The sequence below is a fragment of the Gordonia oleivorans genome (assembly GCF_040044975.1).
Lineage (GTDB): Bacteria > Actinomycetota > Actinomycetes > Mycobacteriales > Mycobacteriaceae > Gordonia > Gordonia oleivorans.
Genome location: NZ_JBDZDI010000011.1, coordinates 70,720 through 83,597 on the forward strand (window position 1 = coordinate 70,720; position 12,878 = coordinate 83,597).

The window sequence follows — 12,878 nt, forward strand, 5'->3', positions numbered from 1 at the left end:
ATGTGCCTTTCTGAAACATGTGCGGTCACGCCGCCTTCTCCCGGATGTACGTGACTCCGAACGACACGACTTGCCGGAACTCTTGACGACGCGCACCGAGGTCGTACTGGCTTCCCGAGCCCTTCTGGAAGATGTCGAGGCCGCGTCCGAGGAGGATCTTCCAGCCGGTGTCGGCGCGGATCGAGCGGTCGTGGATCGACTCGTCCCATGCGACGTTGAAGTTGATGCCGGCAGCGGCGGCGCTCTCTCTGATGTCGTTAAGCATCAACAGGTGCTGGTGCTCGTATTCACCTCGTTCAGCCTTGGTCACGAGTGTCACGGAGATCTCGTCGGCGGGGTCCTTCTCGGCGGCCAGCAGGGCGAGTAGGTCGACGAGATTGCGACCCTGGTGCGGCATCCGAATGTAAGGGTCGACAATCGAGATCTCCGATGCGCCACGCAGGTATGGCATCAGCAGTTCTTGGTAGGAGACGCCACGTTGGTTCTCTTGGTAGTCGCGGTGGCCTTCGAACAGTGGCGGCTCGGCTTCCGCATCCGTGGGGGATTTGTCGGTGGCAGCACGGCTTTCGTCCTCTGCGGTCGGCTCGTGAGCGCGAGCGCGCTCAGACGTGGCGTATCGGCCTGCGTAGTAGTTCGGGTACTCGTCTTCTTCGAGGGTGGTCACTCGATGCCAGGTGCCATCGGCGTCCTGGAAACCGAACTTAACGGCGGCCATTGTGGAGTCGATGCGCAGGATTTGGTCTTTGACTCGCTTGCGTCCCTCGATTGCGAACTGCAGGATTTCTTCGATCTCTTCCTGGCTGGCTTCCCCGTGTGGATAGAGGATCTTCATCAGGCCTGAGAAGGTCTTGTGGATGCCGTCGCGGTCGCGGGTGGAGATGTCCGAGCCGAGGGTGAAGTGCTGTTGGTAGCGGTCGGACAGGTCGGTGTTGCGCATCGATTTGAGGACTTCGGCGATGTAGTCGACGACGAATCCGTAGCCTTCGGAGAACATTTCGCTACGGATGGTGTCGACTTCCCAGCCGGGGATGTAGAAGTGCAGGCGGTCGAGGAAGGCCGAATCGTGATAGCTCTCAGGTAGTTCGTCGAACAGGTCGGAGTGTTTGAGCATGTACGGCACAGTGTGGGAGGTGTTGCCCACGAACACCATCGACGCCTCGGCGCCCAGTGTTTCGACGCCGCGGGAGAACGACTTGTTGGCCATGTAGTTCTTCATGATGTCGACGAGCGCTTTGTCGGTGCGCTTCTTCTTGCCGGCGAACTCGTCGAACGCGACGACGTCCCAGTAGCCGACCAGGCCGAGGCGGCCGTTGGAGTTGTTGACGAAGAGTTTTGGCACGGTGACTTCGCCGCCGGAGATGAGCATGCCGTGGGGCGAGAACTCGGAGAAGATGTGCGACTTGCCCGTACCTTTCGGTCCGAGTTCGACGAGGTTGTAGTTGCGCTCGACGAACGGGATCAGGCGCACGAGCTGGATGAGCTTGGCCCGGCGTCCGAACAGGTCGGGGTTGAAGCCGATCGACTGGATCAGGAGGTCGATCCACTCGTCGGTGGTGAAGTGCCTTCGAGACGTTGTGTAGGAGTCGAAGTCGAAGTGGGAGAGCTGGATTGGCTTGATTGATCCGAGGATCCAGGGGACGACCCGTGAGTTGTCGCTGTGGAAGTACTCGATGTCGCAGATGCACCACACCCCGCCGACGAGGAGCTTCGGGTGCGCGGTGATGGTCGCCGGCTCGACGAGGACCTGTTTGATGCCGAGGTTGGCGAACTCCGCCTCGTACACATCGTCTTTGTCGTTGAGGGACACCGTGACCCTGTCGATGATCTTGTAGCGACCTCGCTCACGGATCGTCGACTTCACCAGCTCTGACTGGTTGCGGTGGACGTAGTGATCGGCAAGGATCTGCCGGACCGAACTGATGCCCGCCTGGATAGTGGCTTCGTCATCCGACGCGGCGTACTGACCGAGTAGGTACTCCAGCACGTACGACGGCACAATCGCATTGCCTTTGACCGCCTTGACGAGGTCTTTGCGGACCACGACGCCGGCGAAGTGTTCGTTGACCTTCTTGTCGAGGGCAGTTTGCTCCCGCCCCTGATCCGTCGTCGCCACGGCGCCCGTGTCCTGTTCGGTATTGGCACAGATCACATCCAAGCTGGTGTCGTCAGTCATTTCTGTCGCCTCAGAAGTCGAAGTCGGTGGTGAAGGAACGTTTGAGCGTGTAGATGGCTTTCTCGTACACGCGCCACTGGTTGGTGTTGGGGATGCGCTCCTCGAGGCGTAACTCGACAGGGCGATTGTTGTAGTCGTTGGCGTCCTTGTTGAGGAGCAGCTGGATGCTCTGGTAGCGATCGCGTTGCTCGCTCGAGGTGGAGTCGAAGGTCAGCTCGGGGGGCGGATCGTTTGAGATCAGAGTCTCCCCGATGTAGAGGCCGGCGCGCAGGGTCCGCGCCTGCACCTTGTCGCTGGCCGGTTCGGACTGAAACAGCTTGACGACGAGCTGGCCGGTGGTGATCTTGTCTGTCTCCGGCAGGACGGTGACGGCGACACCGCGGGTGTCGCTCTTGCGCTTCTTGTTAATTGAGAGCACCGGAACGACCACTTCCTGCAGCGTCGCGCCGCCGTGGACGAACCGCGAACCGCCACCGGGAACCTTCAGGCGGTAGATCGACTTGGGGATCTGCACCTCGATGTCATCGTCGAGGTCAAGTTGTGCAGAGGTGAATGTCGTGAACGCCGAATCGCTCTTGAGCCCACGGCCCAGAACGTAGCGTCGATTGGTCACCAGTATGGCGTCGCCGTGGGGTCTCTCGGACAGAAAGAACTGCTCCGGCAGTGCCTCGTCCTGGAAGAGGAACCCGTGGTCGGCCGTGACAAACATATTGGTGGCGTTGGCGTTAGCGGCCTTCTTGACCAGGTCGACGATCTCGCGCAGTGCCGTTTCCGCGGCTTCGAAGACGCCCCGCTCCGACAGGTGATCGTCGCCGGTCTTGTCGATCGTGTTGTGATAGATGTAGAGAACCTGATTGGACTTGAACAAGTCGCGGCGGTCACTGGGTGACATCACACGGAACTGCTCTGACCGGACCGCAGTACCACCAACGGACTCCAAAATCGCTGCGCGTGCAACGGTTCCGCTGGTGGGCTGATCGTCAGCGAGGACGAACTTGCCGTCGGCGGAGAACTTCAGGGTTTGGTGGGGGAGAAGCGCTGCCATCCCGAGTTGCGTGTAGCTTGGCAACACTCCGAGGACCGCCTGCAGGTCAGCATCGAACCGATCCTCCTGGCGGATGCGTGAGCCCAACTCGTCGGCAACCTCGTAGCGCAGGGCGTCAGAGATGATGACGACCGCCTTCTTGCCGCCATTGACGAGCGGCGCAATGAGGTCGGTGTAGAACGAACTCTGCGGTCGTAGCGCGGTTGAGCCCCAACGGTCGGTCTCGTCAATCTGCGTCTGCCAAGCGTTGCCCAACTCGTAGACGAACTTGTTGGTGTACCGCTTTTCGACTTGCTCGCGCAGCGGGTTGAGCGGGTGCGGACCTTCGTAGGTGCGCCACGCATACGTGAACTGCCGATACAGCTGGTCGATGTGAAACCAGGCGCCGCAGTATCGCTCCAGCGCTTCATCAGCAGTCGAGAACGTGAAGTCGATCGCGCTCAACGCCGACAGCAGTTCGGCCGCTGCGGCGATGGCACCGTACAGCTCTTTGTAACTGTCGAACCATATGCTGCTCCTGCGCATCCGGACGACTTCGGCAACTTCGCGCGCGGTAACCGTCTGCTCAGTCACACCACGGGCCAGGTCGGCAATGATTTTGCGGTCAGTCTCCTCGAACACATCGACCGAGACGAGATCACGAAAGCCGACATCCTCGATACTCGCCTCGTAGTTGAGGTCGTTCGAAGCGCGCCTTGCGAGGACGGCGAGTTCGTTGTGGCTGCGCCGATCGTTACGCAGGCTCGCGAAATCGAGCTGAATGTTCTGGAGACCACCAGAACGATCTGAGTTGAAGCCATCGAGGGCCTGGCGGAAGATCCATAGGATGAGGTCATCGACGGTAGGTGATGACGACTCATATCCGTAGATGGACGAAACTCCACGCCAATAGAAGTCATCAAGTCCGTACTCGGTAAGAGCGGCGTACGTGGTGTGTTGGCCCTTTGCGTTCTCGGCAAGCAGCGTGCGGGTGATCTCCAGGAGGCTGTGGTCCTTCTGATCAAGCACGACGGCCGACATCTTTGCGAGGAGGCGGGGAGCGTCGTCCTCGGGCGTCAGCAGCGCCTTGAGGCTCTGAATCCGCTTGTCAGAGGCGAAGAACTTATCATGCTCCTGCACGATCTCATCGATGCCATCAAAGTTGAGGCCAAGATCCTTCGAGACCAATGAACCCCGGTCGGCAGTGAAGACGCCGTAGGCGAGCTCGAGATCGAGCAGCCAGTTGCCGATGCCGGCGGGCACTGGACCGGAGCGATAGACGAGAAACTTGTCCTCGGGCTGGTCATGGAGCAGCCGGTTCTTGATTCCGTAATCATCGTTCGCGACGCGGATTGTCGATACGCCAGGCAGGTCGAGAGCGTCGAGGTCGGCCGCATACTGCCCTTCAAGGTCATGCCAGAAAACCACACGATGGTCCGCGAAGCGGCGCTGCAAGTGCGAGACGATGCTGGAGACGTTACTCATTCCTTCGCCTCCAAGCCGGGGATCTTCTTGAGCGCTCGCCCAAACTTGGGGTAGTTGACCTTCACCCCATCGTCGAGATCGATCGCGAGCTGCTGCGACGCAAGGGGATAGAGAACTTCGTGTTCGTAGGTGTCGAGTTCCACTAGCTTCTTACGAAGGACGTCTGCCTCCTTCGCATTGTTCGAGCGTTCAGCCTGTTCAAGGCTGGCCTTGAGCTTCGTCTGGAACTCGCGAAGGTACTCGTTCAGCACCGTCGAGACCGTTGAAGATGTATAGCGGTGCATGTAGATCAGTGCGTTGAACGACCCCTTGGGACTGGAAAACAGCCAATAAATCGGACGCTTCTTATATCGCTGGACGTGATCGTCATAGAATTTTGACTTTCCTGCCTTCGTGACGAAGTAATCCCTTAACGTCTTTACGCCCAGTGATTCCGTCACGAATCGCAGGTTCTCCTCGAAGTGTTGGTCTCCGAACGCCGCGCGGAGGAACTGGCGGAAGCGTTCTACGATATCGTCCTCGAACCAGTCGCCGTCCACGATCGGGACGACGTTATCGGTATCCGGTCTGAAGGTCGGTGTCGGCACCCGCTTTAGGTAGTCCTGCAGTGTGGCACCCTCATTCCCGAGGATCAGCCCGAGTTCATCGAGGCTATACCGCCCGAATATACAGCCCACCGCGTAGGACACCAGGTCCCGAATCAGATCGAGCCGGCGCAGAGCGTGGCCGTCTGCGCGGTCGTACCGATATGCAGGGTTGCAGAGGAGCGTTACCTCCTTTGCTGGTAACCCGGGCTCAAGCTCCCCGTCCAGTCCGTACGCGGCGATGAAGATCTCGTCATTCTCTCGCTCTAGTCTTTGCGACTTCGCAACCGCCGCATCCATTTCGACCTCAACACCTTTGACCCAACGAGACACCGAGTGTATCGATGAGTCGCCCACGCCAGGAAGCTTCTCAAAGCCTAACGACGTCTCCGCTCTGTCCCAGTCTTTTTTCGCAAGCGCAACAAGCTCCGTCACGCGCGACTCGACACCTCCCGAGTCCACCCCGTTCAGCGGCCAAGGAAGCGAGGCTACGTGTCCGACTTCAGTCTTGCGTCCCTGGTTGAAGAGACCGACGAAGTGACGAGCGGGAACACTTGCCAAGAGACCAAGTATGTAGGGAACGGAGTGCTCTGTACCAACCGTCACAAACGGGCTGACATCGTCGAATGCGGTACCGGGATCGACGAAGCGCGGATAGAATCGTCCGTTACTCAGACGGTTCCAGGCTATACACTCTTTGAAATATGAGTCTGCATTTCTCAATGAAGCGTTTGGTGATTGCAGGATTTTCTCGCCAGCGTAGGCGAGGTTTACGACTGAATCAACGTTGCCGTACCAACGACGCCGATCTCCTCCACGCTGCAGAGGAACCCATGCCGGACTGACGCGAGCGGTATCCGCAATAGAACAGACATATCGATATATATTCTCCGCGGAGACTTCAAACCAATACCGGTAATGCATTTCATTGTTCCCACTCTGGATGCCTATGCGTGGAGTCGCGTAGCGAGTTAACCTCTCGCCGGAGAAGGCGTGCATTGTGGCTGGCTGTATCCAGTATGCAATTTGAGCTCCCGGAAGTCCACGCAGGTCCCGCTGCTCAACGGCAAATCGATTGTAGGCAGGCTTCAGAAAGAGTGATTCGATCTCTTCATTAGGTCTAATCACGACATGCTCTTCGAAGAGTTTTCTGTAGATGCCTGTGGTCGAAGGCTTCGGCCGCACGCTATTCACGACGAACGCAACTGACCCAAAGTCGGCTCCAAAGACTCCGCGGCCGAGGTGTACCATGCTGCTGATCGAGCTGTTGGCGAGAAGGTACTCTCTTAGCTTTCGGTAGGACGATAGGAACATCCATGTCGGGATGTTGATCATCCCCCACGTTCCGCCAGCAGTCATCAGGCCGTCGACGCGCATCATGAACGCGGTCATCAGATCACCCTTGCCGGGCCTAAACGATCTCTCTACGTAGCTTGCCAAGCGGTTGTTCATATTGCCGCTCCCCATGTAGGGCGGATTTGTAACGGCTACCGTGTACCGCGGAAGTAGCATCTCTGCCTGAAGGACAACTCGGCATGCACGCCCGATGATGTTGGCCTTGAACATGTCGCCGCCGTCGTTGAGTGTTTTCAAAGTGCCGGAGAGCTTGGCGGTCAATTCGGAGTCAGGATGAATCAATGAGCCGAAGGTATCTGATTCCGTAAACTGATTCCAGAAGGATTCCTCGTTGTCGCGGTCGCCGCCCTTAGTGACAAGGAACTCGAGCTCATGAGAACTGAACGAGATCGGCTCTAGAACACAGATGTCGGGCTCGATCTGCGCGGTGAAAAACGTGCGTTGTTTCGCCCGGGCCTTCATCGTGAGCGCGAATGCGGCAAGCGCACCCGCACGAGGGTCAATCTCGGTGCCATAGAGATTGTTGGTGAGAATCAGTCCTGGTATCTCGGCTGGGCTGTAGCCCTCTTCCTCGTAGATCGCATACAGCAAGTCGAAGGCGTAAGTGAGCATGTGGCCGGACCCGCAGGCGGGGTCGATGATCTTGATCTCTTCGGGTTTGCTGATTTCGAGGAAGTCGGTTTCGTAGTCGATCGGGGTTATGTAGTAGTCCATCCGGTTGATCAGACTTGAGGATGGGTGGTTGAGCATCCAGAGGCGACCGAGTGAGTTCTCGACAAGGTAGCGGACGATCCAGTGAGGGGTGAAAAGCTGAGTGGCGGCTGGGATCTCGTCGGCACCAGCCTTCTTGCCCTTCTTGAATCCGGTGAAGACCTCGTCTTTGCGTTCCGAGATGTAGAACTGGTATAGCCACCCGATGACCTCGACGTCTTTGCAGACTCCCTCAGTGAGTACCTTGACGCAGCGATTGAGCACCGAGTCGTCCGCGAGCAGGTTAGAAGGGATGAGCAGCTCGGTGTAATCACCCTCGCGTTCAAACATGGAGGGCATCGCGCCATTCCAGAACCGGCATTGGCTGGCAAGAAGCAGCGCATATGCCTCGCCCTGCGGATCATCGCTGGGTTGGGTTCCGTCGAGGAGAGCCGACACTCTGGTGCGGGTCTTCTGGCTCACGGTGTCTGCGTCGAACACACCGCGTTTGGCCTCGGCGAGTATTTCAGGTTGGCCTACGTCGACCCCTGCAGGTGGCGAAACCACGCCGATGCCGGTGTATCCGTTGGCATCCATGAAACGCAGCGCAATAATTCGGTTGAACCAAGTGTAGGCGACCTTGTCCGCTACCGCGGCTCGACCTTTGTCTCCACCCCCAGCGCCAGTGACTGCCTTCTCCAAGGCGGAAACAGCTCTGGCCTGCTCCACTCGTTCAGATGAGCCGGGCGCGAGCACAGCGGCGATGCGTGCGTTCACTTCGCGAATTAGCGCCGTACGCGCCCATGTCGCAAATGATTTCAGCGGTGCAGTTTCCATCAGAGCGCGATTCGCTTTCCATCGTTCAAGGCATTCACGAGCGCGCTGCGTAGCGCGGCAAGGTAGTCACCAATTTGGTCTTCGGTTTCGATGACGGCGATGGCGCAAGGTACTGGGATCGTTTTCACGGATACGGTCTGCTTGGGTCGCTGCCCGCCACTTCCGCCGTTTTGTGTTGCTGCGAGGTCGTCGAGCAGGGCAGGGTAGTCGTTGGACTCGAAGGTCGACCCGATCTGGAGGATGAGAGCGATCTGGCTCTCGGATGCGACTCGGTCGAGTGTCTGAGCGATCCGCTGATCGACGCGCTGTTGCGCTTCTGACGTGGCATTTTCGTAGTAGTGGCTAGCGTGCAATTCGTCTTTGCGCGCTGTGATCGCGGTACTGACCTCTGCCCGTTTCGAGGCGACGATCTGGTCAATTTGGCTTCTTAGGTGCTCGGCAGCTTGTTTGAGTTGCGTCATCCTGTTGCCACGGAGAGCATTCGGGTCTGCGAGCGTGGTCTTGACCGGATCGTCGCTTCCTACCGGGAGGTAGCCGAGGTTGCTGGTGTTGGTTGACAGTAGCGCTGAGGCGTCGTCGTAGATCGAACGCTGGAATCCGTTCAGGAAGGACTGGATTGGGGCGATCACGCTGTCTTTGGCGTCGAGGAGTTCGTCGCCGAGGGTGAAGTCGCTCAGATACCAATCGTCGGATTTGCCTACGGACTGTTCCAGCAGTCCGATCGGCCCCGTGAGCTGTGCGATGAACGGGTATGAGGATGAACCGCTCGCGATCGCCTTCAACTCGGTGAGCTTGGCGGTGAGCCTATCCGAGCCGAAGCGTGCGAGCTCGAGCGGATCGTTGGGTGTGCTGCCTTCGTCGAAAAAGTCCTTGCAGAACCTGCGGAAGCTCGCGACCTTGCGTTCGTCGTACGTCTTTTGCGGGGCGAGGATTTCGTGCGAGTGCTTCTGGGTGTTACGCAGCGTGCTTGCCACTTCGCTGCGCTTGAGCACATTGCCGTCTAGCGTCGTCGTGATCTTGGAGTTGCCGATCAATGACGCGACGACGACCTCGATGGAGGCGAGATCCCAGCCGTAGGGCTTGGATTGAAAGGTATCTACGGTCGTCTTCATCGTGACTTGTTCGCCCTGCCCGTCCTTGCGGATGATTGTCGAGAGAACCTCGTCGGCGGGTTGGGCGAGCTTAGTCCACTCCTGGGCGCTAAATAGGCCGCGCTCGGGATCTGCTGCGCCCGCGATCTGCTGCTCTGAGTACATGACTCCGCCGAGCAACTTGAGCTGGGTGTAGGTGCGGCTGACGAGTTCTTGGAATCCCTCTGACACTCGAGTGAGCGCATCAGTCGATGCCGCGGGTACGTCGGCAGCGTTGATGATGAGCGTCGACTTGCCTACAGCACTCTGGACCCGTTGGACGAGTTCTTTCTCCCGTTCGCGGTTCAGGGCGGCTTTTGCCTGGAGGATCTGTTCCTCGATCGCCGACAGCGACGTGGTTCGCTTGCGTTTGGTGTACTTGTCGGTCTTGAGCAGGAGACGAAGGTCGGAGAGTACGCGTTCGTCGGGGTGGAGGATGACCCGCAGTTCGTCCTTGCCGGCGCTGTGCATCCGAATTTCGTCAAGGCTGTGCGGGTAGTCCGGCGTGATGAAGTGGACCGAGAGTTCTTTCTGTTGCCCGTGGACCTGATCGTCGAGCTTGAAGCCGAACGCAAAGTCTTGGCCGTTCTTGGCGTAACGAATCTTGTTGGTCTTCAGGACGTCACCGGAGAGGATCTTGAAGAGCTTGGCGCTGACTTCGGAGGCGTCGATGTCGACGTTCTTGATCTCCTCCTCGATGACTTGCTCTTCGTTGGTGAGGTATTCGAATGCGTTGCCGTTGCGTTGGATATAGGTTTGTCGCTCCAATTCCGCGAGTGCTTCTTTGACGTCGTTGGCGAGGGCGGGCAGATCAAGGCCGAACCGGTCATAGACCAGCACTGTCAGGTTCCGGGGAGTCGCCTGAAATCCATCGACGTACTTGACGAGGAAGAGCGCCTTGAGGAGCCGGACAGCGAGTTCGTTGTCGAGGTTGCGTTCTGCGGTGAGGATCTGCTTCTGCGCAGCGGTCTTCAGTGAGGAACGAATGCCGGCGAACATGTGGTCAAACGTCGCGAGCATTCCGGTCTCGACGTTTCCGATGTCTTTGGCGACCTGCTGTACGACCCCGAGCATCGACCGTTCCCCGACCGAGCTGTGGCGGCCCTCGAACGCGTTGTGTTCTGAGATGCCTTCGATCGCTTCCTGGAACAGTGGGAACTGGTAGCTGACGAACGGGTAGGTGCCGACGAAGTGTTCCTCGTCGGTGTAGTTGCGGTAAGTCTTTGCGCCGTCAACGAAGTCGAAGAGGGTCTTGAAGTTCGCGTGCTCGTGCGTGTAGATCTTGTGAAGTTCAGTGGTGCCGGCGTGGTTCTTCTCCAAGAGGCGCTTGCGGATCACTTCTTCGACGTCGGCGCTGGTGAGCTTCACCCGGGTTTTGAACCTGTCCTTGATCTTGGAGAAGTCGTTGCCCTGGCTCTTGGTGCGGTCGCCGACGACTTTGTCCATGTCCTCCTGAGAGGTGACCATCACCCAAGCGTTCCCGGCGCATTTGGTGTTCAGAGTCTCCGCGATTGTCTGGAGGTCGAGCATCAAGTTGGTGTTGGTGCCAATGAATTGGCCGACTTCGTCCACATAGAAGTTGAGCCGAAAGCCCTTGGGCTGCGTGTCGAGCCACCGCTTCACCTCGTCGGCGAAGTCATCAATCGAGACCCCGTAGGAAGCCTGGTATTGCTTGATGATCCCGCTGGCAGACTCACCATTGACCTCGGCGAAGGCGCGGTCGATGCTGACCGATTCCAGTGCGCTCTGTTCACGTCCCTGCGTCCAGGGGATACCGGCGATCCGCTCATAGGCTTCCTTGAAGGCGTCGTACTGGCCGCGGCTGTCGAGGTCGCGTTCAAAGCGGGCGACATGCCCGTGGTTGCCGTAGTAGCCCCGGCTTTCGTCGAACACCTTCACGAACACCTTGAGTAAGGCGTCGGTCTGGTCTTTGGAGATGAGGGTGGCCTTCTGGTCGATGTTGAACAGAAGGCTCTTGGCAGGAATGCGGTCGGCCTTCGTCAGCAAGGCGGGCAGGAACGAGTCGGTGGCCTTGGAACGAAAACTTTCGGCGACCTGGGTGCGGTCGAATTCCTGGCCGTCGACGTCACCGAGCAGGTGGGCGAGCATCTTGAGCAGGTGCGATTTACCGGAGCCGAAGAAGCCCGAGATCCACACTCCGTTGGCGTTGGTGTAGTTGGTGTAGGCCTCCAGCAGCTGCTCGACACCCTTGGCGGCCTCGTTCGTGAGGACGTACTCCTCGACTTCGGTACCGAGGTGGGCGGCGTCGTCGGCTTTGATAACGCCCTCGATCGGGCGTTGGACGTCCTTGGCGAAGATCTCGTTGAGCAGCATCAGGTCACGCTTCCTGTTCCAAAATGTCTTTGGCTCGGTAGTACTGGTCATCCTTCAGCTGGCCGAACAACACGAGCGAGGAGCCGAGGGTGTCGGACTGCTCGTATCGGCCGGGGAAGAACATGAGCATGGGTTTTCCGGTCACAACGCTCTGCAGATTGTTGAGCACGTTGTGGGAACGGATGTAGGGGAAGACTTCACCGATGCCGGTGAGGAACAGGATGTCGAAGTCTCCGTCCACGATCTTGGCGCGGACTGCCGGAGCGATGTGCAACTGAGGGTCGAGCATGCCTTGGAGCATCTCTCGGAAGTCGTCCTTGTCCATGTCCGGCTCAGCCGCCAGAACGCGCTCCCACACGCCGCGTTCCTTGAGGATCTCCACCGACAGGTCGTAGAGATTGACTTCGCGGACCGTGATCCCGCTCTGGCTGAGCTTGTTTTTCAGCCGCTTCTTCACCTGGGCGACATCCAGAGCCACCTCGGGCGGGTAGGGGTAGATGAAGAACGGAACTTCGTTGCTCAGGCCCTCCATCTGCAGAAAGCGCTTGCCGCTGAGGACGGCGAAGAGGTGCTCTTCCTGCTTGTTGAGGTCGACGGGCTTGGTCATGCGACGTCTCCGGTCGGGAAGTAGCGGATGTCGTTGGCGAGGACGTCTGCCAACCGAGCCGTGAGGATGGCGGGGACGATGTGGCCGTCCTCGGATAGCAGGCCGGCCTCGACGAGCATGCGGAAAAGGGTGGCGCGGAGTTTGCGCAAGGTAGAGTCCTTCAGTTCGGCGATTTCCTCGTGCCAGAGCGCTTTGGTCCGGATGAAGCTGTCGAACTCGTCGTATCCGAGGGTGGGGGCGAGCAGAAGGAAGCGCTCACGGAGGACTTCCTCGGCGAACTCGCCGATCAGGTCGTAGCGGCGGCACGCTGCGGCCCACATGAGGTAGCCACGCTCAGTCGCGGTGGCATCGACCAGCAACTCGATCTCGGAGTCGTTAAGTACCGACAGGCGTTGCGCCACTTCACGAGCACGCCGAAAGCCCGATGAGCGCGTGCGCGACTGAAGGAGGTTGTCGTCCTCGATGACCTGGCGAACTTTCGCCCAATCGTGCTCACGAAGATAGAGGGGAGCCGCGATCATTGCTTCCTGCACGAGGAGCGCACCAGTGGTGAACGACAGCGCGTAGCGGGACGTCCCCGTGGGCATGTGCACCTCCTTGTGGCTCGGACGAGAGTTGGTCAGGGTATCGCGGGGATCCGACAGATCCGTTCGACCCG

The 12,878-nt window shown here is 58.8% G+C and carries 6 protein-coding genes; all 6 read right to left on the reverse strand.

What is annotated here, in order from left to right:
- Positions 1-25: 25 nt before the first annotated feature.
- From brxL to ABLE92_RS16215, 6 genes are read right to left on the reverse strand one after another with little or no spacing between them, the layout of a single operon-like run.
- Positions 26-2,173: a BREX system Lon protease-like protein BrxL gene (brxL, locus tag ABLE92_RS16190; protein ID WP_348805801.1), complete on the reverse strand. Its 2,148-nt coding sequence runs from the start codon at positions 2,171-2,173 to the stop codon at positions 26-28.
- Positions 2,174-2,183: 10 nt separating this feature from the next.
- Entirely contained in the window at positions 2,184-4,682 is a 2,499-nt protein-coding gene (pglZ, locus tag ABLE92_RS16195) for a BREX-1 system phosphatase PglZ type A (protein WP_348805802.1), read from the reverse strand.
- Positions 4,679-8,149 carry a BREX-1 system adenine-specific DNA-methyltransferase PglX gene (gene pglX, locus ABLE92_RS16200; protein ID WP_348805803.1) on the reverse strand — a complete coding sequence of 1,157 codons (3,471 nt, stop codon included), beginning with the start codon at positions 8,147-8,149 and terminating at the stop codon, positions 4,679-4,681. The genes pglZ and pglX overlap by 4 nt, the downstream gene beginning before the upstream one ends.
- A complete protein-coding gene (gene brxC, locus ABLE92_RS16205; protein ID WP_348805804.1) occupies positions 8,149-11,613 on the reverse strand; it encodes a BREX system P-loop protein BrxC in 3,465 nt (1,154 codons plus the stop codon). Before brxC ends, pglX begins: the two co-directional genes overlap by 1 nt.
- 4 nt (positions 11,614-11,617) lie before the next feature.
- Positions 11,618-12,220: a DUF1788 domain-containing protein gene (locus ABLE92_RS16210; protein ID WP_348805805.1), complete on the reverse strand. Its 603-nt coding sequence runs from the start codon at positions 12,218-12,220 to the stop codon at positions 11,618-11,620.
- Positions 12,217-12,807 (reverse strand): DUF1819 family protein, encoded by a 591-nt coding sequence (locus tag ABLE92_RS16215; RefSeq protein ID WP_348805806.1) that lies wholly within the window; start codon positions 12,805-12,807, stop codon positions 12,217-12,219. Before ABLE92_RS16215 ends, ABLE92_RS16210 begins: the two co-directional genes overlap by 4 nt.
- Positions 12,808-12,878: the final 71 nt, after the last annotated feature.

Coding starts and splice junctions, on each gene's coding strand:
- pglZ (WP_348805802.1), bottom strand. CDS start 4,682: ATGAGTAACGTCTCCAGCATCGTCTCGCACTTGCAGCGCCGCTTCGCG.
- brxC (WP_348805804.1), bottom strand. CDS start 11,613: ATGCTGCTCAACGAGATCTTCGCCAAGGACGTCCAACGCCCGATCGAG.
- ABLE92_RS16210 (WP_348805805.1), bottom strand. CDS start 12,220: ATGACCAAGCCCGTCGACCTCAACAAGCAGGAAGAGCACCTCTTCGCC.
- brxL (WP_348805801.1), bottom strand. CDS start 2,173: ATGACTGACGACACCAGCTTGGATGTGATCTGTGCCAATACCGAACAG.
- ABLE92_RS16215 (WP_348805806.1), bottom strand. CDS start 12,807: ATGCCCACGGGGACGTCCCGCTACGCGCTGTCGTTCACCACTGGTGCG.
- pglX (WP_348805803.1), bottom strand. CDS start 8,149: ATGGAAACTGCACCGCTGAAATCATTTGCGACATGGGCGCGTACGGCG.